This window comes from Pseudomonas sp. R38(2017) (genome assembly GCF_002112395.1).
Taxonomy (GTDB): Bacteria; Pseudomonadota; Gammaproteobacteria; order Pseudomonadales; family Pseudomonadaceae; genus Aquipseudomonas.
Genome location: NZ_NEHN01000015.1, coordinates 43,044 through 65,592, shown reverse-complemented (window position 1 = coordinate 65,592; position 22,549 = coordinate 43,044). Strand labels below are relative to the sequence as shown.

The following is a 22,549-nucleotide window of genomic DNA, read 5'->3' as shown; positions in this document are numbered from 1 at the left end:
GTAATCACGGCGGGCTGAAACGAGGCTGCGGGTCAGGCGAAGTTCTGTTCCGCCGACCAGTTTTCGTACCAGTGACGGAACAGCGCGTACTGGGCTTCCGCGTAGCGACGTTGTGAGTCGCTGAGGGCGTCGGTCTCGTTGAAATGCAGGGTGTATTCCTTGTCGCCGTTGAGCACCATCAGGTGTTTGTAATACAGCACCAGATCCGTGCCTTCGTCGAAGGACGACAGCACTGCCAGCGCCGATTCCAGCTCCCGGGCCTGACGTCGGGCCTTGGCATCCCCCTTGGCGGCTTGCTTGCTCAGGGCCACCAGTTGCAGCACTTCGCGGGGCAGGGCGTTGCCGATGCCGGTGATCGCGCCGGTGGCGTTGCAGTTGACGAAACCATGCACCACTTGAGTGTCGACACCCACCATCAGGGTCACGTCATCGTCCTTGGAGGTGATGTTTTCAGCGGCGTAGCGCAGGTCGGCGCCACCACCGAACTCCTTGAAGCCGATCAGGTTCGGGTACTCACGGCGCAGTTCGAAGAACAGGTCGGCACGGGTCGCGAAGCCGTAGTAAGGGCTGTTGTAGATCACTGCCGGCAGGTTCGGTGCGGCTTGCAGAATCGCGGAGAAGTGCGCCTTTTGCGCGGCGAGCGAAGCACCACGGGACAGCACCCGTGGAATCACCATCAAACCCTGAGCACCGACTTTGGCCGCATGGGCCGCGTGGGACACCGCTTCACGGGTGTTGATGGCGCCAGTACCGACGATCGTTGGAATCCCTGCAGCCACCAGTCGCGCCACGCCTTCCTGGCGCTCGGCCTCGGTGAGCAGCGGCCAGTCACCCATGGAGCCGCAATACACGACAGCGCTCATGCCGATATCGATCAGCTCGCGACCCTTGGCCACCAACGCATCGAAGTCCGGTTTGCGTGCGGCGGTGCACGGTGTCATCAGGGCGGGCATGCAGCCGGTGAAGATGTTGTCGCTCATTATTGTTCTCCTTGGAACGGTCATTCAGATGGGTTTGGGAAAGCAGCGCAGCGGCTCAGATGCCCCACGCGAACGGATCGTCTTCGTCGATCAGCAGCGTGCTGTCGGCGGTCATGTAGGCGCGGCCGGTGATGAACGGGCGCACGCGTTCACCTTCCCGTTCGAAGCGACCTTCGAACTGGCTGCCGGTGATGCTGGCCTGCACCCAGCGCTGGCCGGGCTGAAGTTTTTCATCGGCGGCCAGGCAGGCGAGTTTGGCGCTGGTGCCGGTGCCGCACGGTGAGCGGTCGTAGGCTTTACCGGGGCACATGACGAAGTTGCGGCTGTCGGCGTGGTCGTCATCGGCGAACAGTTCGACGTGGTCGATGACAGCGCCATCCTCGCCATGAATGCCTTGGTCTTCGAGAGCCTTGAGCATTTTCCAGGTGAAGTCGGTCAGGGTTTCGACGTTGTCCATCGTCAGCGTGTGGCCGTGCTCCGACACCAGGAAAAACCAGTTACCGCCATAGGCGATATCGCCGAGGAAGCGTCCGTAGCCCGGCACCTCAACCGCCACTTGTTTGCGCAATCGATAAGCCGGCACGTTGCCCAGGGTCACGGCGCCGTCCTCATGCAACGTCGCGCTGACGGGGCCGACCGGTGTGTCGACCTTGTGCACGCCTGGGGCGATCAGCCCCAGGTGCTGCAACGAGGCGATCAGGCCGATGGTGCCGTGGCCGCACATGCCGAGGTAGCCGGCGTTGTTGAAGAAAATCACCCCGCAGGTGGCGTCCGGCGACACCGGTTCGCAATACAGCGCGCCTACCAGCACATCGTTGCCGCGCGGTTCCAGCAGGCAGGCCCGGCGCCAGCGGTCGTGCTGGTTGCGCAGGGCATCGCGCTTTTCGGCCATGGTGTTGCCCGGCAGATCGGGGAAACCCTTCATCACCAGGCGCGTGGGTTCACCGCCTGTGTGGGAATCAATGACGTGTACGCGTTTCATGTTCGTGTCCCTTCAAGAGGTTTCAATAAGCGCCGGCAGCGCGCGGGTTGGCAGCGGAGGCCGGAGACGGCGAAGCGACTTCGCTTTCATCCTCTTCGGACTCCAGACGTAGCAGGTGCGACGGCACACCGGTGGCGGCGCCCCAGTAGTAAATGCCAGTAGCGAAAGCGGCGACGACCAGCGTGTCGAAAGGGTGGGCGAGGATGCCCAGACCACCGAAAGTGCCGAGTTTCGACAGGACGATGGTCACGGCGTAGAAGGCGATCAGCCACGCGGATGAGCGCACTTGATGGGCAAGGCTCAGATGTCTGGTCGGAACGAAACGACCGCACAACAGGTACACGACAAACATCAAAATTTGCAGGCCGAGTAGCCAGGACACGGTGTCCCAGCCCGACCAGTAGACGATCAGCGCAGCGATGATGAACGACACCGGCCCCAGCACGCCCATGCACTTGACTCGAAACGGGCGCGGCATGTCGGGTGCATTGCGACGCAGCGCGGCGACGGTCACCGGGGCTACGGCGTAGCTCAACACCAGTGCGGCGGATACCACGTTGATCAGCGCTTCCCAGGACGGGAACGGCAGGGTCCAGAACACCGACAGGGCAAAGGTCAGCCACAGTGCCGGGCGCGGGATGCCGGATTTCTCATCGATGCGGGTGAAGACTTTGAAGAAGGTGCCGGTCTGCGCCCAGCCGTAGATCACTCGTGGCGTGGCATTCATGTAGATGTTGCCGCAGCCGCTGGGCGAGATCACCGCGTCGGCAACCACCAGATAGGCCAGCCAGCCCACGCCGAGCGCCAGGGCGATATCGCGATACGGCAGGGCGAATTCCTTGGAAACCCCGGCCCAGCCATTGGCGAGCAGTTCAGTCGGGATGCCGCCAAGGAACGCCGTTTGCAGCAACACGTAGATTGCAGTCGACAGCAGCACCGAAAGGATCAGCGCAATGGGAATCGTGCGTTGTGGATTCTTCACTTCGCTGGCCACCGAGATGATCGGGGTCAGGCCGAGGTAGGCGAAGATCACGCCGCCAGCAGATACGGCCATCTCGATGCCCGAGAGCCCGAAAGGTGCGAAACCCTGAACCTGGAAATTCTCCGGTTTGAAGAAGGTGAACAGCACACTGATCACCAGCAGCGGCACGACGAACTTGAACACGCTCACCAGGTTGTTGGCCTTGGCGAAGGTTTTCACGCTGCGGTAATTGAGCAGGAAGAACACGCAGAGCAGCGCGAACTGCACTAGCCAGCCCAGCACTGTTGGATCACCGCTGCCGGCTTTGGTCAGGCCGGGAAACCACGCCGCCGCATATTGGCGAGAGGCAACCACCTCGATCGCCACCAGGCTGGAAAACGCGATCAGCGTGATGAAACCCATCAGATAACCCAGCAGCGGGCCGTGGCTGTAGACCGGATAACGCACCACTCCGCCGGCCCGGGGCAGCGCGGCGCCCAGTTCGCAGTAGACGATGCCCAGCAGCAATACGGCGAAACCGCCCAGCAGCCAGGAAAAAATCCCCGCCGGCCCGGCAATCGCAGAGACGTGACTGGCCGCGAACAGCCATCCCGAACCGAAGATCGCTCCGAGCCCGATAAAAGTGAGGTCGATCAATGAAAGCTGTTTTTTGAACTTGCCTTGGCCTGACATGGCGTCGCCTTCTTGTGAGTTATTGGATAGGCAGGTGTATGTCACTGGGACGGGCCAACATTGAACTCATCGGCCGTCGCGTGATTGATGTTTTGCGCAGGGATGGATGACGAAATCAGCACAATTGCACTGAACGACGGCAGGCCTCGACAGGCTGCTGACGTTGCTGCACTCTGCACGCGAACGCCGTTTGGCGGGCCGTTGGCCGATTCACCCGCGAAGGAAAACACCGACGATGCAGAACGCATTTGCGCGCCTGTGCGAGGGCGATGAGCACAATCGCCCCCAGACCCTCGAAGCCTTGGTGGCGGGCGTTGCTGCGCTGTTGCCGATGCTCGACGTGATCCCGAATGCGGTGATTTTCATCAAGGATCCGGACGCGCGTTACGTCCTGGCCAACCGCACACTGGTGCAGCGCTGCGGGTTGAAAGACCTGAAGCCGCTGCTCGGCAAAACCAGTGCGCAGGTATTTCCCGCGCAATTGGGGCCGGGTTACACCGAGCAGGATCGGCGGGTGCTGGAAGAAGGGTGGGTGCTGGAGGATCAGCTGGAATTGCACCTCTACGGCAGCCGCGAACCGGGTTGGTGCCTGACCCACAAGCGACCGTTGTACAACCGCGATGGCGCGATCATCGGTCTGGCGGGGATTTCGGTGGATCTGCAATCGGCCAGCGAAACCCACCCGGCCTTCGAGCGGCTGGCCGCCGTCGACGAGCACATTCGAACGCATTTCAATCGGCGGGTGACACTGGGCGAGCTGACGCGGATCGCCGGTATTTCGGTGGCGCAACTGGAGCGCTACTGCAAACGCGTGTTCCACCTTACGCCCCGGCAGATGATCCAGAAGGTACGGCTGGAACATGCCCATCGCTTGCTGCACACCGACCTGCCGATCACCGAAGTCGCCCTGCAGTGCGGCTACACCGACCACAGCGCCTTCACTCGCCAATTCAAGGCCTCGACCGGATTCACACCGCGTCAGTACCGGCAGGCGACGGAGCAATGAACGGTTCCCGGGTCATTGCGGATAAACTGAGCCCGTCAGTCCCAAGTTGCGCAGGTAAAACGAGATGAACCGGATACAGATACGCCATTGCGCGTATTTTCTTTGCGCGATCATGCTGACGTTGACGACAGGCTGCTCCAGCAAGGCTCGCTATGCGACCGTGGGTGATCGCTGCTATGCCAAAGCCGTGCCGACGATGGGCGAGGGTGGCCTGGCCTGGGGACAGACCCTGGGCCAGGCACAGAAAAAATCCATGGATAACTGCATGCGCTACGCAAGCCGCTCCGGCGGTACGCCCGGTACTTGTCAGGTGGTGTTGGCCAAGTGCAAGAATTAACAGGGCGCTATAGCCACCCACATCACATCGACCGAAAAGGACTTCAGTGAGTCTTCATCTTGAAATCGAGCGGATTTTTACCGAACAGGCCTTCGCAAGGCCCCTGTTTTATTCCTGCCCGGGAGGACTGCGTTTCGAACTCTCCGAAACCGGAGGAATGATCGAACAGTTCCTGTTGGCCTTGCGAAAATCGACCGAGATCTGTACCGACATTTTCAGTGACGAGCCCACGCTGGTGACGTGCCTGCGCTTTCACTCCGGCGGCCAGCGATTTGCCCATCGAGCGTTGCTTCAGTCCGTTCGATCTGGAGTGAACGCACCGATCCGGATGACTGGTTCTGCAAAAGCGAGCCCGAGTACTGGATCAACCTCGCGTTCGAAGTGCCCGCAAGGATGCTTCAGGCATTGCTCTGGTGCGCACTGGCCACGGATTTTGGTGCGATTGCGCCGAATCCACGCTGCGCGATCTACCTGTTCAACCTGAAGGCCGGAGTGATGGTTTTTCCTTACGACGACCGAGGGATGGACGTGGTCGGGCCCAACAAGGATCTGCTTTCAAGGCTGTATCGCCGGCATCATGCATATCTTCTCGATTACGACCGGCCCGCGATGGACGCTGACTTCGCGGGCTTCTTCTGAGCCTGGGTCCAACCCGGGCATTCAGGCCCGGGCCTGATCAGCGTGCGCGTTTCAACGATTGCGAAAGAGCCTGTTTGGCGATCAGTGAGGCAACGTCCTTCGCACCGAAACAGCGGAATCTGACGCTGTACGCGTCGGTGTCGAGACGGACGATCTTCGTCACGAAACCACCTTCGACGGTGACCTTGCGGATCGATGTCATCGGTAGTTCGACGTCGAGTGTCCCGTCCTGAGCCATGCGGTTCATGGCATTGGCGTTCAAGTGAACAGCGTTCTGGGTCACGGTTACTTTGCCGCCCACCCAGAACCCGCCGTAGTGATTTCTGAACCCCTCGAGCACGCCGGCCAACACGCCGACATTGCCGCTGCCGACGACCTCGTAGAACTCGCCCACATCCTCGTAGTTCACTTCGGCGTCGGTCACCAGAAAATTGGCCATCTTCGACTTCAATACTGTTTCGGCCATCCCTGCATCTCCTTTGTTTGATTACAGTCCAGAAACTCAGACGCCTGTTTACCTGACAAAAAACAAAATCACCATGTGTTTACTTCGTTCATTCATACGTCGCAGTTCTCACTGCCCGTAACTGTCTGTCTGGAGTTCTCTCGATGCCCTCGCTCAAAACACTGCCCGCCGCATTGCTGGGGCTGGCCCTTGCCTGTCCGGTCGAAGCCGAGTCTCAGGGCATGGAGTTGGGGCAGGTGCTGATCGGGGCTGAAGAACAGACTGGCGAAGACCTTTCGCTGGAGGAGGCCAAGGCCCGGTTGGCACAGGTTCCCGGTGGCACCAACGTGGTCGATATGCGCCGCCCGATGCAGGGGCGGGTGGCAAGCAATCAGGATGTGCTGGCGTATCAGCCGGGCGTATATGCGCAGTCGGCGGGCAACGAAGGGGTGAAGATCTCGATTCGCGGCTCGGGCATCAATCGGGCTCCCGGTGCTCACGCGTCGGGGTTGTACACGATGCTCGACGGTCTGCCGCTGAGCGGGCCCGGCGGTACGCCCTACGAGTTGCTGGAGCCGCTGTGGCTTGACCATGTGGAAGTGTTGCGCGGTGCCAATGGTTTTGATCGTGGTGCGCTGGCGTTGGGTGGGGCGGTCGATTACATCAGCCACACCGGCTACAACGCGCCGTTGCTGAATGTGCGTTACGTCATGGGCAGCCACGGCTATGCGCAACGGCAAGTCAGCTCGGGCCAGGTGCTGGGCGATTTCGATTACTACCTGTCGATGACCGATGCACACTCCGATGGTTATCAGGATCACACCACCAGCAAGAGCCAGGGTGTGATCGCCAACTTCGGTTATCGCTTCAATCCGAATCTGGAAACGCGCTTCTACATCCGTCACCGTGAGACTGACAACGACCTCGCCGGGCGGGTGACCAAGCATTCCATCGAACATGATCCGCGTGCGGCCAACCCGGCCTACGTGACGCGCAACGACAGCCGCGATCAGCCGGGCAGCACCTTCATCGGTAACAAGACCACGTACTACATCGATGACGATTCGAGCATCCAGACCGGTCTGGTTTATCACGATTACCCGATGGACCTGCGCGAAGGCCCGAACCGCTTGAAGGTCGCGTACACCGATGTCAGCGGTACGTTCGACTACAAGCGCCGCGACACGCTCTGGGGCATGGAGAGCAACAGCACCGTGGGCCTGCGGGTGACCAAACACCTGCCCAACGACGGGGCCAGCGAACGGGTGCGAATTCCTACCGGCAACACCGCCCGTTATGCGCCGGGCACGCCTATGCGCAACTTCACTTATCAGGGTTCGGACTCTGTCCTGCACGTGGGCAACGATCTGGAAATCGCCGACGACCTGTGGCTGACCACCGGCCTCGCAGCGATCTACACCCGCCGCGAAAGCGCCGTGACCTATCCCGAAGGTGGCGGCAAGACCAGCCTCGGTGACTGGGACTATGCACCACGTCTGGGCCTGCGTTATCAGGTGACGCCGGATCTGCAACTGTTCGGCAACCTCAGCCGCTCGGTCGAAGCGCCGCATCCGTGGTCATTGATCTACAGCTCCAACGTACGGTTCCCGGCGGGCAGCGGCGCCGCCACCGGTACCCAGCGTGATCCGGTCAAACTGCAGAACCAGACCGCGACGACGCTGGAACTCGGCGGCCGTGGCGACAGCGCACTCGGCGAATGGAGCCTGGCGTGGTACTACGCCCAGGTGCGCCACGAATTGCTCTCGGTATTGCCGGACGCCAACGCCACCACACCTTACGAACTCAACGCCAGCCCGACCGTGCACCAAGGTGTCGAAGCCAGCCTGAACAGCAACCTGTGGTCAGCGAACGATGGTGGCAAGTTGAGCCTGCGCCAGGCCTACACCTTCAGCGACTTCCACTACCGCGACGACGACCGCTTCGGTGATAACCGCCTGCCAGGACTGCCGATGCATTATTACCAAGGTGAACTGCGCTACGACTTCCCGAAGGGTTTCTTCGCGGCAGTCAACACGCAACTGGTGTCGAAAGTCGCGGTGGATTACGCCAACAGCTACTACGCCGACCCTTACGCCACCTTCGGCGCGACCCTCGGTTACAACGCACCGAAGGGCGACTGGCAGACCTGGCTGGACATGCGCAACCTGACCGACAAGCACTACGCCGCTACCGTTACGCCGGGCTACGACGATAAAGGCCTGGACGCCGCACGCTCCACGCCGGGCGAGGGCATGGCGATGTATGTCGGAGTGTCGTGGAGTCTGCTTTGATCCGACGAAAGCGCGGTGATTGAAACCGTTCGATCACCGGACACCCGAACCTTCGTCCAATTGCCCGATCCTGCTCGCCGGCGTACTGTGACCGGTGGTAAGGAGTGACAACATGAAAGACGCAATCCGCCTCGGCGACTCTACCACCCACGGTGGCAAGGTCCTCGAAGCCTTCTCCCAGACCGATCTCAACGGCAAGCCGATTGCCGCGATCGGTCCTGAGGTCAGTTGAGCCCCCCGATAGACTGGCCTAAGCTAATGCAAAAAAGATATTTGTTCGGATTTTTATATATCGTTTAGTTTTGATTCACAGATGAATCAAAAGCATCAAACCGACAGACCCCCGATTGCCATGACGGCACACGCTGAATCGATCACAGGCTCTTCAGGTTTGATTCACACGGGAGTGAATCATGCCGCATACCTTGGACATCACCGCATTACCGACCCTTGACCTGTCGCAGCTCGACGGTACGCCGCAGCAGCGCCAGGCCTTTCTCGATGAGTTGCGTCACGCCGCACGGGACGTCGGGTTTTTCTACCTGACCGGCCATGGCATCGACGCCAATCTTCTCAAGCAGGTTCAGGATCACGCCCGCCAGTTTTTCGCCTTGCCTGACAGTGAAAAAGCCGCTGTCGGGATGATCAATTCGCCGCATTTTCGCGGTTACAACCGCGCAGCTTCGGAGATCACTCGCGGCCAGCCGGATCAACGTGAACAGTTCGATCTGGGTGCCGAGCGTGAGGTCTTGCCGCTGACGGCCGACAGTCCGCTGTGGGCGCGTCTGCAAGGGCCCAATCAATGGCCCGAAGCGTTGCCGCAACTCAAACCATTGCTGCTCGATTGGCAGCAAGCAATGACCCAAATGTCTTTGCGCCTGCTGCGCGCTTTCGCCCAGGCACTCGCGCTGCCGGAGAACGCCTTCGACCGGTTGTACGGCGACAAACCCAACGAACACATCAAGCTGATGCGCTATCCGGGGCAGTCCTCGACGGCGAGCAATCAGGGCGTCGGCGCGCACAAGGATTCGGGTTTCCTCAGTTTCCTGCTGCAAGACCAGCAGGCCGGTCTGCAAGTGGAGATCGAAGAGGGGCGCTGGATCGATGCGTTGCCACGGGACAACACGCTGGTGGTCAACATCGGCGAGTTGCTGGAACTGGCAACCAACGGCTATCTGCGTGCCACGGTGCATCGCGTGGTCTCGCCGCCGGCGGGGAGCGAGCGCTTGTCCATCGCGTTTTTCCTCGGTGCGCAACTCGACGCGGTGGTGCCGCTGTACCCGCTGCCGGCGGTGTTGCTGCGTGAAGCACGGGGCCCGGCGAGTGATCCGCTCAATCCGCTGTTCCGCGATGTCGGCTGGAATTACCTCAAGGGCCGGCTGCGTTCGCACCCTGATGTGGCGCGTCGGTTCTATGCCGACGCCTTGCTGCCCGAACCAGCGGCTCGCAAGACCGCAAACGCCTGATCCATCACTCGCTAAAGGATTCTCTCATGTTGAAAACAGCAGGTTTGACCCTGGCCGTCCTCGGCGCGCTGGTGACTTCGTTCAGCGCTCAAGCGCTGGAGCCATTGCGCGTTGCCGCCGACCCGGTGCCCCACGCGCAGATTCTGGCGTACATCCAGAAGCTTGATCCGCAACTGAACCTCAAGGTGATCGAAATCCCGCAGGGCGTGAACTCCAACGAGCTGCTGGTACACGGCGATGTGGACGCCAACTACTTCCAGCATCTGCCGTACCTGCAATCCCAGGAAAAGGCCCTTGGCGAGAAACTCGCAGTGGCCGCGACGGTGCACATCGAACCGTTGGGCATTTACTCCCATCGCCACAAAACCTTCGCCCAAGTGCCGGACAAAGGCACCGTCGCCGTGCCGAACAACGTCACCAACCTGAGCCGCGCGTTGTACCTGTTGCAGGACAACGGCCTGATTAAACTCAAGCCCGGCTTCAATGACCCGGCGGCCGATCAGGCAACGCCCAAGGACATCGCCGAAAACCCGAAACACCTGAAGATCCTTGAAATCGAATCGCCGCAACTGCCCCGCGCACTGGATGACGTGGACCTGGCGGTGATCAACGGCAACTACGCGCTGGAAGCCGGGCTGGTGCCGGCCAGGGATGCGCTGGGGCTGGAGAAGGCTGAGCACAACCCTTATGCCAACATTCTGGTGACGACGCCGAAACTGGAGAGCGATCCGCGTATCCAGCAACTGGCCAAGGACCTGACTTCGCCGCAAGTGGCCAAGTACATCGCCGAGAACTTCAAGGGCTCGGTTATTCCGGTAGCGGACGCCAAGCCATGATCGTCGTCGAGCAGTTGAGCAAAACCTATCTGTCATCGCCAACACCGGCGTTGGATCGGGTGTCGCTGAGTATTCCCGATGGAGCGATCTACGGGATTCTCGGGCGTAGCGGCGCGGGGAAATCGACGCTGCTTCGCTGCCTCAATCTGCTCGAACGCCCGGACTCCGGGCGGATAATGCTGGACGGCGAAGACCTCACCGCGCTGTCCGATAGCGAACTGCGTCGTCAGCGTCAGCGCATCGGCATGATCTTCCAAGGCTTCAATCTGCTGCATTCGCGCAACGTGTTCGACAACGTTGCGGTACCGCTGGAAATCGCCAAAGTTGCCAAACCACAGCGTCATGAAAGGGTTCGGGAACTGCTTGATCTGGTGGGTCTGAGCGACAAGGCCGAAGCCTTTCCTTCGCAATTGTCTGGTGGGCAGAAACAGCGGGTGGGCATCGCCCGGGCCTTGGCGGCGCGTCCGGCGTATCTACTGTCGGACGAAGCGACCAGCGCCCTCGACCCGGAAACTACGGCTTCGATTCTGGAGCTGCTGCGTGACATCAATCGCCAGCTCGGACTGACCATCGTACTGATCACTCATGAACTCGACGTGGTGCGTTCGATCTGCGATCACGCCGCGTCGTTGGCCAATGGACGATTGGTGGAGGCGGGATCGGTCACCAGATTGCTGGCGACTCCGGATTCCGCGCTCGGTGCCTCGCTGAGGCCCAGTTGCGGATTGCCGTTGGGACACGACGCACCGGGTCTGAGTTTTCTACGGCAATACGGCGTACGGGCGGCCCACTCATGAACCGCGTGATCGACTGGAATGAAATCCTGCAACTGGTGCTCAACGCCACCGGCGAAACCCTGTACATGGTGCTGCTCGCCGGGCTGTTCACGCTGTTGATCGGCCTGCCGCTGGGGGTGTTGCTGTTCATCAGTCGCCGTCAGGGTCTGTACCCGTTGCCCCGGATCAATCAGGCACTGGGCGCGATCATCAACCTCGGGCGTTCGCTGCCGTTTGTGGTGATGCTGATTGCCCTGATCCCGCTGACCCGTCTGGTGGTTGGCACCACGTTGGGCAGCACCGCCGCCGTGGTACCGATCACCATCGGTGCCTTTCCGTTTTTTGCACGGATCGTCGAGAACGCCCTGGACGAAGTGGAAAAGGGTCGCATCGAAGCGATCCTCGCCATGGGCGGCGACATCCGTCATGTGATTTTCAAAGTGCTATTGCCCGAAGCGCTGCCGGCCCTGCTGGCGGGCGTGACCCTGACGCTGGTGATGCTGATCGGTTTTTCCTCCATGGCCGGGGTCATCGGTGGCGGCGGGCTCGGCGATCTGGCCATCCGTTACGGCTATCAGCGGTTCAACAATGAAGTGATGGTCGCCACTGTGGTGGTGCTGGTCATCCTCGTCCAGGGCGTGCAGAGCCTGGGCGATCGGCTGGTGCGATCGCTGGCTCATCGACGCTGAGTGTCGGTTGCTGGTTTACTTTTTGAGGGGCGTGACGAGCACCGTTTCGTCGGTGTCGAGCACGAACACCGCCAGCAGGCGCGCGGGCTGGGTGTCGCTGGCGTTGGCACTCACCAGATGCACGGAGCCCGGCTCCTCGACGAAGTTTTCGCCGACGTGGTAGATCTTCTCCGGCTCGCCTTTTACTTTTATGCGGAATGAGCCTTCCAGAACCGTGGCGTAGATGAAGGCGGTTTTCGGATGGGTGTGGGACGGTGATGCCGCTCCCGGCCCGTATTCGACGACCACGCCTCTCATGCTTTTGCCGGGGATGTTGGGAATCGGCCGATCAAAGACTACCGAGACCTTGCCGGCGGGTGGCTCGGCGGCCGACACGGCGCTGATCGACAGCGCTGCGAATAGGGCAGTCAGCAAAAATCGGATAACCATGATTTGTCTCCTTGGCAGACAGGGAAGGGAATGGCGCGAATGACTATCGCGCGGTCGACCGAGCAATCCAGTCTTCAAAACGGATGGCCCCCAGACGCGAGTGCTTGCCGGTGACCAGCGATTGATCGTCGAGCAACGTCCCGTAGTAGCGCGCGTGCACGTCCGGCACTACCTTGCGGTTATCCTGGCTCGCTTGCAGAAAGCGTCGGACCAGTTCGTCCAGCGGCAGCGCTTCAGGCCCGCCGACATCCACTGAGCCGTTGAGCGGAGCGGCCAGGACGATGTCTACCAGCGCCGCCACCACGTCATCAGAAGCAATCGGCTGAATTAGCGCTGGTGGCACATGAAGTTCATCGGCGACAGCAAAGGACTCAGCGATGCCGCCGACAAATTCGAAAAACTGCGTGGCCCGCAGGATCGAGTAAGGCATGCCGGACGCCTTGATCAGGTTTTCCTGGGCTACCTTGGCGCGCATATAGCCGGCCTCGGGCAAGCGCTCACACCCGACAATCGACAGTGCAACATGATGACGCACCCCGGCAGCCGCCTCGGCCGCCAGCAGGTTACGGCTCGAGGTCTCGAAAAAATCGAGGACGGCTTGATCCTCCCACGACGGAGCATTGGCCACGTCGACCACCACATCGGTACCGTCCATGGCGGCTGCCAGTCCTTCGCGGGTGATGCTGTTGACGCCCGTGCTGGGGCTGGCGGCGAGTACGTCATGGCCGCGCTCGCGAAGAAGGGGCACCAGTTTCGAGCCGATGAGGCCGGAGCCTCCGATAACGACGATCTTCATGGGTCTCTCTCCTCGATGACGCCAACTATTGGCGTCGGTGGGATAGAGATTGCCGATGCGAAGGAGCGAAGTCCTTGCGGCGACCTTGGGTTTGCCTTGTCGACCCCTTGCATTTTTGTCCAGCCAGCACCCCGCAATGGACGCAGTGGCGTGTTCAAGTCAGGCGTATTATCGTTCTCGACTTCTCACCACCTGCCGCCGGGAACACGGAGTTGAAGGCGCGTCGCAAAGGGACGTTCGCTGTGCCATTCACGTTTGAAGACTATGTACTTGATCAGGAGCGTCGCGAGCTGACCTTGCGCGGGCAGGTCGTGTCCGTCGGCCCGCAGGTCTTCGATCTGTTGCTGCTGTTCGTCAGCAACCCCGAACGCGTGTTGAGCAAGGACGAGTTGCTCGGCACGGTATGGAGCGGGCGCATCGTTTCCGAATCGACGATCACCAGCCACATCAACGCCGTGCGCAAGGCCATCGGTGATACCGGCGATGAGCAGCGTCTGCTGCGCACGGTCGCCCGCAAGGGCTATCGTTTCATTGGCCGGGTCAGTGCCGATATGACCGAGCCGGTGCCTGAAACCGACGAGGGCTCAACTGCAGCGCCCCACGCACTGGTGCTGCCGGACAAACCCTCGATCACCGTCCTGCCTTTCTATAATCTGAGCGGCGATCCCGAACAGGACTACTTTGCCGACGGCGTTGTGGAGGACATCATCGCGGCCTTGTCGCGTTTGCGCTGGTTGTTCGTCATCGCACGCAATTCGAGCTTCACGTTCAAGGGGCGCACGGTGGATGCCCAGGGGGTCGGGCAGGAACTGGGCGTGCGCTATGTGCTGGAAGGCAGCGTGCGCAAATGCGGAAACCGGGTGCGCATCACCGGGCAACTGATCGACGCCACGAACGGCGCGCACATCTGGGCCGAGCGTTTCGAAGGCACCCTCGACGACATCTTCAAGCTACAGGATCAAATCACCGAAAGTGTCGTCGGGGCCATTGCGCCACAACTGGAACGCGCGGAGATCGAGCGCGCCAAACGCAAGCCGACGGAAAGCCTGGATGCCTACGATTACTACCTGCGCGCCATGGCAAAGCTTCACAACGGTACCCAGGAGGCCATCGAGCAAGCGCTGCCGATGTTCTACAAGACCCTCGAACTCGATCCGGAATTCGCATCGGCCTATGGCATGGCCGCCTGGTGTCACTTCTGGCGCAAGCTCAATGGCTGGATGACGGATCGGCCGGCCGAGATCGCCGAAGGCATTCGTCTGGCGCGTCTGGCGGTCACGCTGGGGCGCGATGACGCGGTGGCGTTGACGCGGGGTGGACATGCGCTTGCGCACCTGGCCGGTGATGTGGACGCCGGCATCGCCTTGCTCGACCGCGCGCGCCTGCTCAATCCCAATCTCGCACCCGCGTGGTTTCTTGGTGGAATCCTGCGTGCGCTTCGCGGTGAAACCGCGTCCGCCATCAAGGACTTGAACCATGCCGCTCGCTTGAGCCCGCTGGATCCGGAAATGTTCAGAATGCACGTCGGCATGGCCCTGGCGCATTACTTCGCCGGGGACTTCGAGGCCTCGGCAGATTTCGCCGAAAAAGCCTTGGGCAACCTGCCGACGCTGTTGGTGGGGGCGGCGCTGGTGGCGGCCAGCCACGCGCTGGGCGGGCGTCCGGATAAAGCCCGCTGGGCGATGCAGCGCTTGCAGACGCTGAACCCGGCGTTGCGCCTGGGCCACCTCAAGGACTGGCTGCCGATTCAACGGCCCGAGGATTTTGTCCGGTTCATTGAAGGGCTTCGACTGGCGGGGTTGCCGGAGTGATTGCTTGATTGCACCTATTCCGATCCCGCGGACAGCACGGCTGTACCGGGCCTAAGCTAATACCAAAACGGTATTTGTTTGTTGTTTTTAAGATCGTTTAGCTTTTACTGACTCACCAATCAGACTTTCAAATAATAGAACCCTCGATTGCCATGACGGCACGCGCTGAATCGATCAAAGGCTCTGCAGAATTTTCTTGCTGATGGGCGCCACAATCTGGCCCATCGACTTTAAGGATTTGTATGAGTGCGCCTGTCGCCGTGGCTTGCGAGCCGCTGATTCGTGTACGTGACCTGAGCAAGACCTTTGGCTCGAACCGCGCGCTGGATCGGGTCAGCCTGGAGATTTTTCCCGCCGAAGTGGTGGCGCTGCTCGGCGCCAACGGTGCGGGCAAATCGACGCTGGTAAAGATCCTCGCCGGCAGTCAGTCGGCCGACAGTGGCGAGATTCAGGTCGATGGTCAGCCCCGGCAATTCAACTCGCCGTTGTCCGCGCGGCGGGTCGGCATCGTTGCGGTTCATCAACAGATCAACGAGGGCATCGCGCCCGGATTGAGCGTGGCGGAAAACCTGCTGCTCGATGAACTGTGCCGGCCGGACGGCGACTTCTGGCTCAACCGCAAACGCCTGCTGGAGCGCGCCGCGAACATCGCCGCCGGGCTCGGTCTGGTGTTGCCGCTGGAACAACCGATCGAACATCTCGGCCAGGCCGAACGGCAACTGGTGGTGCTGGCCCGCGCTTTCGCCCTGCAGCCACGGTTGCTGATTCTCGATGAGCCCACGGCGGCGCTCTCGGATGCCGAAGCGCAGCGCCTGTTCGGCCTGATCGACACGCTGCGCAGCCGGGGCGTGGCGATCATTTATATCTCCCATCGCCTGTCGGATCTGCAACGGGTGGCGGATCGCGCCATCGTCCTGCGTGACGGGCAACTGGCCGGCGAATTCAGTGCCCGGCAATTGCCTCAGGCGCTGGAAGCCATGCTCGGTCAGGCGCTGGAGGCGCATGTTTACACGTCGCGAGCAGCGGGACGCGAAGTGCTGAAGCTGCGCGACGTGAAGCTGCTGCCGCGCACCCGTGCCTTTAACCTGACCCTTCACGATGGCGAAGTAGTGGTGCTGACTGGATTGCTCGGCGCCGGCAAAAGCGAAATCGCCGAAGTGCTGTTCGGTCTGCGCAATCCGTTGTCCGGCTCTCTGCAACTGGACGGCCTCGACTGGCAACCGGGCTCGCCCCGACAGGCGATCCAGAGCGGCGTGTTCTTCGTCGCCGAAGACCGCGCCAGTCAATCGTTGGTGCCGGATTTTTCATTGCGCCGAACCCTGACCTTGCCGTTTCTCGAACGCTTCACCCGTGGCGGTTTCATCCGCAACCGAGCCGAGGCGACGGCGGTGGAGGCGCAAGTCGCGGCGCTGGGAATCAAGACCGCCGGCATCGATGTGCCGATGAGTGCGTTGTCCGGCGGCAATCAACAGAAGGTCGTGCTCGGTCGCTGGCTACTCGGCGAGGGCAGGGTGTTGATTCTCGATGAGCCGTTTCAGGGCGTTGATGTCCGTGCCCGACGCGAGATCGGTCAGTTGCTGCGCGATAGCGCCAACGTTCGCGCGACGCTGGTGATCTGTTCGGATGTCGATGAAGCCCTGGAGATCGCTGACCGGATTCTGCTGGTACGCGATCACGCGGTGGTCGCCGAATACCCGCGTGCCGGCCTGGATCGCTCCACCCTGGTTGCCGCGTTAGCCGGCACCGATCCGCAAAGTTCTTTTGTTCAAGCCGCGCCAAGGAGTAGAGCGAGTGCCTGATTCGAGTTCCCTGTTGTCATCCGTCCCGGCGACATCCGAGCGCTTCGTGCAGGCGCTGATTCGCTACGGCCTGCTGTGGGTGCTGGCATTGATCGTGGTGTTTTTCAGTGTCGCGGAACCGGCGTTCCTGCGGGTCGGCAACCTGTTCAGCATCCTGCAGTCGGTGTCGATTGTTGCGCTGCTGGCGTTGGGCGTGACGCTGACCATGGCTGTCGGCGGGCTGGATCTGTCGATCGGTGCGGTGGCGGCCATGAGTCTGATGATTGCCAGTTACGTGATGGTGGTGCTCGGCTGGGGCGCGGTGCCGGCAGTGCTGATCAGCCTCGCGGGCGGTGCGCTGGTCGGGCTGCTCAACGGCTGGCTGATCGTGAAGATGCGCGTGCCGGACATTCTCGCGACGCTCGGCAGCATGTTTCTTGTGATCGGTGTGCAACTGATTCCCACGGGCGGACGCTCGATTGCGGTGGGCATGACCCTGCCCAATGGCGATGAAGCCGAGGGCGCGTTCAGTGCGCTGTTTCTCGCGCTTGGGCGCGGGCGGCTTTGGGACGTTGTGCCGATTCCGGTGTTGATAACGGCGGTTGTCGCGGTAGCGGTGTGGCTGTTTCTCGAACGCACGCGTATCGGTCGGTTGTTCTATGCGATTGGCGGTAACGAGCAGGCGGCGCGTCTGGCTGGTGCGCCGGTGCAACGCTTCAAGTTGCTCGCTTACGTGCTCTCGGCGCTGCTGGCATCGCTCGGTGGTTTGTTGCTGGCGGCGCGGTTGGGACGCGGTGACGTCAGCTCCGGCAATGGCCTGGTGCTCGACGCGCTGGGCGCTGCGCTGATCGGTTTTGCCGTGCTCGGGGCGAAGAAGCCCAACGCGTTCGGTACGCTGGTCGGCGCATTGCTGGTGGCCTCGTTGCTCAACGGCCTGACCATGCTCAACGCGCCGTATTACGCGCAGGATTTCGTCAAGGGACTGGTACTGGTGCTGGCCCTGATGTTCACCTTCGGCCTCGCGCATCGGGCGCGCTGAGCCGGTTCATTGATGCTTCAAGGAAAGATCCATGCACGGTTCAATCAAGCAGTTCGCACGTCATTGCCTCGCGGGGGCGTTGCTCTCGGCCCTGGCCCTCAATGCGCAGGCCAAGGCCTTGCCGGGGGCACCGGCACCGTTCGACAAGGGGCAGGTCCAGATCGCGCTGGTGGGCTATTTATTTTCCGGGGATTTCCCTGAAGCCTATCTGCGCGGCGTGGAGAAACAGACCGAAGCGCTGGGCGCCAACCTGCGGGTGTTCGACGCGCGGCAACAGGCAGCCAGTCAGGGTGAAATGATCGATCAGGCCGCCGACCTTGGCGTCGACGGCATCATCGTCCAGTTGGGGCTAGCGGAAACCCTCAAAGGCCCGATCGACCGGGCACTCGCCAAAGGCATCAAGGTCGTTGCCTTCGACGTCGATCTGAACACGCCGCAGGTAACTCAGGTCGAGCAGGACCACCACGCACTGGCGCGTCTGGCACTCGATCAAGCGGTGAAGGACAACGGCACCCGCTTCGACGCCGGGTATGTCTACATCAGCGGCTTCACACCGATGGAGCGCCGCGACGAGATCTGGCGCCAGGTCAAGACGAGTAATCCGGGGATCATCGAAAAGGCGCGCTTCGGCACGCTCAATCCGCCGATTGCCAATTCGGTGGCCGATCAGGCCAGCGCCGTGCTGCGGGCCAATCCGGGGATCAGCGTGATCTTCGCGCCGTTCGACGAGTTCGCCAAAGGCGCGAAGATCGCCGTGGACGAGGCCGGTCTGAGCCGCAAGGTGAAGATCTACAGCGCCGATATTTCCACCGCCGACATCCAGATCATGAAAGAGCCGGACAGCGCCTGGGCCGCCACCGCCGCGGTCAATCCACAAGTGGCCGGGGCGATCAGTGTGCGCAGTCTGGCGATGCTGATCGCCGGGGAAAATCCGGGGCACAAGGTGCTGGTGCCGCCGACCCTGATCACCCGTCAGCAGCTGCTGGATCTGGACGTGAAAAACGTGCGGGACCTGGGGCAGAAGCTGCCGGCGTTCGGTGACTCCGCCAATGTCGCGCGGGCACCGTGGATTCCCGTGGCGAACTGAGGAGCCGACATGCACGACAAGGCTGCGCGCCTGCGCAAGAGCCGTTCGCCAAAAGCCGATGTGGCGCTGGGCGAACGGCTGCCACCGGGGCAGGTGCTGACGGAGCGTTTTCCGATCCTGCACGAAGGCGAGGTGCCAGCGTATGACCTGGCGACGTGGTCGCTGCGTCTGTTCGGCGCCATGGCCAACCCGGTCGAGCTGAGCTACACCGATCTGCAAGCGCTGCCACAACGCTCGTTGCAATGCGACATTCATTGCGTGACACGCTGGTCGAAGTTCGACACCCGCTGGAGCGGGGTGCACCTGCAAGACCTGTTGCAGACCCTGGACATCCGCCCGACGTCGACCTTCGTCATGGCTAATGCCGATCACGATTACCAGACCAACCTGCGTCTCGATGACCTGTTGCACCCGGAGAGCTTGCTGGCCACCCATTACGACGGTCAGCCGCTGACCGCGCAACATGGTTGGCCACTGCGTCTGGTAGTGGCGGGGCGGTACTTCTGGAAGAGCGCGAAATGGCTGCGCGGGCTCGAATTCGTCGATCGGGAACACCCGGGCTTCTGGGAGCGCAACGGCTTTCATTTGCACGCCGATCCATTCATTGAACAGCGTTTCAGCGGCGATGCGTTGGACATTGCCGAAGATGCCTGGCGGGAAAAGGACTTCGACTGACGACATTTAACTTCGCACCGGAAAAACACAGATAAATAACGTTCTCTACAACAACGTGGAGTGCGTTTTTTTTGTGCGTGATTAGTTATTCGTTAGTTGGGTGCTCATGTTGTTTGGTCAACACAAGTGTTGCTCGGACAACACTCCGTTCGTCGGGTATAACCTAAGCGTTATTGGTTCTTTTGCGGCAGGCGACCGCTCGTCTAGCATCGGTAAACAGGGGGTTCTACTAACTTTGGGGTTCTTGCGCTCTAACAGTCGATAGTTGTTCAACGCACTTCGCTACCTTTCTGTATATCAAAACTACAGCAGAAATTGCCGTGCACTGATTGCCGACACTTCATGATTCGGCAGCGGCCGGTTATTAACTGCGATTCAAGGAGCTGTCGCATGATTCACCGTTCGCGTTCATTACTCGCCATCGCTGTTGTCAGTGCAATCTGGCAACTTCCTGCGCAAGCCGAAGAGACTTCCGCGCGCGTCGACGATGACACACGGCTGGGTACCGTGCTGGTCACCGGGACCCGGGGCACCGCGCGCACGGTGCTGGATTCGCCGGTGCCGGTGGATGTGTTGACCGCCGAGGACCTGAAGACCGCCGGCGCCAGTGGCGGCGAGCTGGGCCAGGCATTGCAGACGCTGTTGCCGTCGTTCAGTTTTCCGCGTCAGTCCAACTCCGGCGGTGCCGACCACGTGCGCGCCGCTCAACTGCGTGGCATGAGCCCGGATCAAGTGCTGGTGCTGGTCAACGGCAAGCGCCGCCACACCTCGGCAGTGGTCAATGACTCGTCGAAAATCGGTCGCGGCACGGCGCCGGTGGATTTCAACTCGATCCCGATCAGCGCGATCAAACGCATTGAAGTACTGCGCGACGGCGCGGGGGCGCAGTACGGCTCGGACGCGATTGCCGGGGTCATCAATATCATCCTCGACGACGCGCCGGAAGGCGGCGAAGTCTCCACCAGCTACGGCGCCTACCACACCCATCAGGACGCTATTGGCAAAACCACCACCGATGGCCAGAACAGCGTGACCACCGCCAAGATCGGTACGCGGCTGGGCGAGGAGGGCGGTTTCATTCGCGGCGGTACCGAGTACAAGGATCGCAATCCGACCAACCGTGCCGGGTTCGACGGTTTTGCCGATACCCCAGGCCAGCGCAACTACGTGATGGGCGATGGCGTGGCGCGAGACGTCAACGCCTGGTTCAACGGCGAATTGCCGCTGGCCGGGGGCAAGGCCTACAGCTTCGGCACCTACAACCAGCGCCACACCACCGGCGCCGAGTTCTATCGTTACCCGTCCGAGCAACCGCAGTTCTACCCCAATGGCTACCTGCCGCAATCCCTTGGCGACAACACCGACATTTCTGCCACCGCCGGTTTCAAAGGCCTGATCGGTGAGAACTGGGACTTCGACAGCAGCCTGACCCATGGTCGCAACCGTTTCGAATCAGCGACCCGTCGCACCCTCAACGTCAGCCTCGGCGCGGACTCGCCGACCCGCTTCGACACGGGTGATTATGAGTTGCGCCAGACCACGGCCAACCTGGATTTCAGTCGCGAACTGCGCCTCGGCGGTCGCTCGTTTGTGCTGGCGGTGGGCGGTGAGTATCGCTACGAGAACTACCTGACGTTTGCCGGGGACGAGGCCTCCTGGATTGGCTCCGGGGCCGATGGCGCCAACGGTCTGCGCCCGAGTGAAGAGTCGGATCTGGATCGCAACGTGTTCGGCACCTACGCCGAATTGTCCGGTGATCTCACCGACCGCTTTTTCGTCGACGCCGCCACGCGCTGGGAACATTACGACGACGCCGGCAGTAAACTCACCGGCAAGCTCAGCGGTCGCTACAAGTTGACCGATCAATGGGCGTTGCGCGGTGCGGTGTCGAACAACTTCCGCGCGCCATCGCTGGCTCAGAGCGGTTTCCAGCACACCACCAGCAACTTCGGCGACGGTGGCACGCTCACCGACATCCGTGTGCTGTCGGTCAATGACCCGATTGCCCGCGCATTGGGCGCGGAGAAACTCGATCCGGAGACCTCGAAGAACTTCAGCCTCGGCCTGACGTTCCAGTTGAACGAACGCTTCGATGCGTCGCTCGACGTGTTCCGCATCGACGTCAAAGACCGCATCACTCTGTCCCAGCGCATCGGCAGCGACGCGCTGGAAAACTACATCAACGACAATTTCGGCGTGCCGGGCGTCCACGACGTCAACTTTTTCACCAACGCCGCCGACACCCGCACCGACGGTGCCGAACTGGTGCTCAACTATCATCAGCCGTTCTACGAAGGGCAACTGGGCCTGACCACCGCGTACACCTACAACCACACCAAGGTCACCAGTACCAAAGGCACGCCGTCGCAACTGACCGCACTGGGGATCGGCAACGACGCGCTGGTCGGCGTCGAGGAACGCAATACCCTGACCGACGCCGCGCCCAAGGATCGCTTCGTGTTCTCCGCCAACTGGGCCAGCGAGCACTGGGGCCTGCTCGGCCGTCTGACCCGTCAGGGCGAGACCACTCGGGTGTTCGATTTTGGCGACTCGCAGCCTGAACAAACCTACGGCGCGGTGTGGCAACTGGACGCCGAGGTGACCTACAAAATCACCCCGAAATTCAGCATCGCCCTGGGCGGCAACAACCTGACCGACAACTACCCGGAACGCTCCGGCTCGGCCATCAACTACGGTGGCAACCTGCCGTACGACGTGCTGTCGCCGATCGGCACCAACGGCGCTTATTACTACGCCACCGCCACTTACGGCTTCTGAGCCTTGCCGCCATGGATGGCGGACCCCTATGCAGGATTGAAGCATGCAGGATGAA

The 22,549-nt window shown here is 61.3% G+C and carries 21 protein-coding genes and 1 pseudogene; 15 read left to right on the top strand and 7 right to left on the bottom strand.

The genetic code is table 11. The annotated features are described in order from the left end of the window. Nucleotides 1-32 precede the first annotated feature (32 nt). The 3 genes from CAF87_RS28215 to CAF87_RS28205 are packed head-to-tail and all read right to left on the bottom strand — an operon-like array spanning nucleotide 33 to nucleotide 3,616. Complete coding sequence (locus tag CAF87_RS28215) at nucleotides 33-980, bottom strand: dihydrodipicolinate synthase family protein (protein ID WP_085708475.1); 948 nt, start codon at nucleotides 978-980, stop codon at nucleotides 33-35. Between the two features lie 55 nt (nucleotides 981-1,035). Further along, nucleotides 1,036-1,962, bottom strand: a complete 927-nt coding sequence (locus CAF87_RS28210) for a 4-hydroxyproline epimerase (protein ID WP_085733985.1) — start codon at nucleotides 1,960-1,962, stop codon at nucleotides 1,036-1,038. 22 nt (nucleotides 1,963-1,984) lie between these two features. After that, nucleotides 1,985-3,616 (bottom strand): APC family permease, encoded by a 1,632-nt coding sequence (locus CAF87_RS28205; protein ID WP_085733986.1) that lies wholly within the window; start codon nucleotides 3,614-3,616, stop codon nucleotides 1,985-1,987. 235 nt (nucleotides 3,617-3,851) lie between these two features. Here CAF87_RS28205 and CAF87_RS28200 point away from each other — a divergent pair, with 235 nt between their 5' ends. Both CAF87_RS28200 and CAF87_RS28195 read left to right on the top strand, forming a co-directional pair. Then, complete coding sequence (locus CAF87_RS28200; RefSeq protein ID WP_085733987.1) at nucleotides 3,852-4,622, top strand: AraC family transcriptional regulator; 771 nt, start codon at nucleotides 3,852-3,854, stop codon at nucleotides 4,620-4,622. Between the two features lie 64 nt (nucleotides 4,623-4,686). Continuing rightward, entirely contained in the window at nucleotides 4,687-4,959 is a 273-nt protein-coding gene (locus tag CAF87_RS28195; RefSeq protein WP_085733988.1) for a hypothetical protein, read from the top strand. 43 nt (nucleotides 4,960-5,002) lie between these two features. Here the strand turns inward: CAF87_RS28195 and CAF87_RS29590 are convergent, their stop codons facing one another. Beyond that, the gene (locus CAF87_RS29590; protein WP_256576069.1) at nucleotides 5,003-5,239 is read right to left on the bottom strand and encodes a hypothetical protein; all 237 of its coding nucleotides are present in this window, start codon (nucleotides 5,237-5,239) and stop codon (nucleotides 5,003-5,005) included. A gap of 113 nt (nucleotides 5,240-5,352) precedes the next feature. On the opposite strand from CAF87_RS29590, the gene CAF87_RS29585 reads away from it, so the two are divergent. Further along, complete coding sequence (locus CAF87_RS29585; RefSeq protein WP_256576070.1) at nucleotides 5,353-5,598, top strand: DUF3885 domain-containing protein; 246 nt, start codon at nucleotides 5,353-5,355, stop codon at nucleotides 5,596-5,598. Between the two features lie 37 nt (nucleotides 5,599-5,635). Here CAF87_RS29585 and CAF87_RS28185 read toward each other — a convergent pair whose 3' ends face one another. Next, a complete protein-coding gene (locus tag CAF87_RS28185; protein WP_085733989.1) occupies nucleotides 5,636-6,064 on the bottom strand; it encodes a hypothetical protein in 429 nt (142 codons plus the stop codon). Nucleotides 6,065-6,207: 143 nt separating this feature from the next. Here CAF87_RS28185 and CAF87_RS28180 point away from each other — a divergent pair, with 143 nt between their 5' ends. The 6 genes and pseudogenes from CAF87_RS28180 (at nucleotide 6,208) to CAF87_RS28160 (ending at nucleotide 12,101) form a co-directional block, all read left to right on the top strand. Then, entirely contained in the window at nucleotides 6,208-8,334 is a 2,127-nt protein-coding gene (locus tag CAF87_RS28180) for a TonB-dependent receptor domain-containing protein (RefSeq protein ID WP_085733990.1), read from the top strand. Nucleotides 8,335-8,446: 112 nt separating this feature from the next. Beyond that, a pseudogene (locus CAF87_RS29150) lies at nucleotides 8,447-8,563 on the top strand (PAAR domain-containing protein); the annotation flags it as partial. Between the two features lie 184 nt (nucleotides 8,564-8,747). Continuing rightward, nucleotides 8,748-9,800, top strand: coding sequence for an isopenicillin N synthase family oxygenase (locus CAF87_RS28175; RefSeq protein ID WP_085733991.1), 1,053 nt, complete (start codon nucleotides 8,748-8,750; stop codon nucleotides 9,798-9,800). Nucleotides 9,801-9,826: 26 nt separating this feature from the next. Next, entirely contained in the window at nucleotides 9,827-10,636 is an 810-nt protein-coding gene (locus tag CAF87_RS28170; protein ID WP_085733992.1) for a MetQ/NlpA family ABC transporter substrate-binding protein, read from the top strand. Continuing rightward, entirely contained in the window at nucleotides 10,633-11,433 is an 801-nt protein-coding gene (locus CAF87_RS28165; RefSeq protein ID WP_085733993.1) for a methionine ABC transporter ATP-binding protein, read from the top strand. Before CAF87_RS28170 ends, CAF87_RS28165 begins: the two co-directional genes overlap by 4 nt. Beyond that, nucleotides 11,430-12,101, top strand: coding sequence for a methionine ABC transporter permease (locus CAF87_RS28160; RefSeq protein ID WP_085733994.1), 672 nt, complete (start codon nucleotides 11,430-11,432; stop codon nucleotides 12,099-12,101). The genes CAF87_RS28165 and CAF87_RS28160 overlap by 4 nt, the downstream gene beginning before the upstream one ends. Before the next feature lie 15 nt (nucleotides 12,102-12,116). Here the strand turns inward: CAF87_RS28160 and CAF87_RS28155 are convergent, their stop codons facing one another. Both CAF87_RS28155 and CAF87_RS28150 read right to left on the bottom strand, forming a co-directional pair. Beyond that, complete coding sequence (locus CAF87_RS28155) at nucleotides 12,117-12,530, bottom strand: cupin domain-containing protein (RefSeq protein ID WP_085733995.1); 414 nt, start codon at nucleotides 12,528-12,530, stop codon at nucleotides 12,117-12,119. Between the two features lie 43 nt (nucleotides 12,531-12,573). Continuing rightward, on the bottom strand, nucleotides 12,574-13,326 hold the full coding sequence (locus CAF87_RS28150; protein ID WP_085733996.1) for an SDR family oxidoreductase: 753 nt from the start codon (nucleotides 13,324-13,326) through the stop codon (nucleotides 12,574-12,576). Nucleotides 13,327-13,568: 242 nt separating this feature from the next. On the opposite strand from CAF87_RS28150, the gene CAF87_RS28145 reads away from it, so the two are divergent. The 6 genes from CAF87_RS28145 (at nucleotide 13,569) to CAF87_RS28120 (ending at nucleotide 22,494) form a co-directional block, all read left to right on the top strand. Continuing rightward, the gene (locus CAF87_RS28145) at nucleotides 13,569-15,137 is read left to right on the top strand and encodes a winged helix-turn-helix domain-containing protein (protein ID WP_085734041.1); all 1,569 of its coding nucleotides are present in this window, start codon (nucleotides 13,569-13,571) and stop codon (nucleotides 15,135-15,137) included. A 242-nt stretch (nucleotides 15,138-15,379) separates the two neighbouring features. Next, on the top strand, nucleotides 15,380-16,936 hold the full coding sequence (locus CAF87_RS28140; RefSeq protein ID WP_085733997.1) for a sugar ABC transporter ATP-binding protein: 1,557 nt from the start codon (nucleotides 15,380-15,382) through the stop codon (nucleotides 16,934-16,936). Then, complete coding sequence (locus CAF87_RS28135) at nucleotides 16,929-17,954, top strand: ABC transporter permease (RefSeq protein WP_085733998.1); 1,026 nt, start codon at nucleotides 16,929-16,931, stop codon at nucleotides 17,952-17,954. Before CAF87_RS28140 ends, CAF87_RS28135 begins: the two co-directional genes overlap by 8 nt. 31 nt (nucleotides 17,955-17,985) lie before the next feature. Then, on the top strand, nucleotides 17,986-19,041 hold the full coding sequence (locus CAF87_RS28130; protein ID WP_085733999.1) for a substrate-binding domain-containing protein: 1,056 nt from the start codon (nucleotides 17,986-17,988) through the stop codon (nucleotides 19,039-19,041). 9 nt (nucleotides 19,042-19,050) lie between these two features. Then, nucleotides 19,051-19,716 carry a sulfite oxidase-like oxidoreductase gene (locus CAF87_RS28125; RefSeq protein WP_085734000.1) on the top strand — a complete coding sequence of 222 codons (666 nt, stop codon included), beginning with the start codon at nucleotides 19,051-19,053 and terminating at the stop codon, nucleotides 19,714-19,716. A 390-nt stretch (nucleotides 19,717-20,106) separates the two neighbouring features. Further along, nucleotides 20,107-22,494, top strand: coding sequence for a TonB-dependent siderophore receptor (locus CAF87_RS28120; RefSeq protein ID WP_085734001.1), 2,388 nt, complete (start codon nucleotides 20,107-20,109; stop codon nucleotides 22,492-22,494). Nucleotides 22,495-22,549 lie beyond the last annotated feature (55 nt).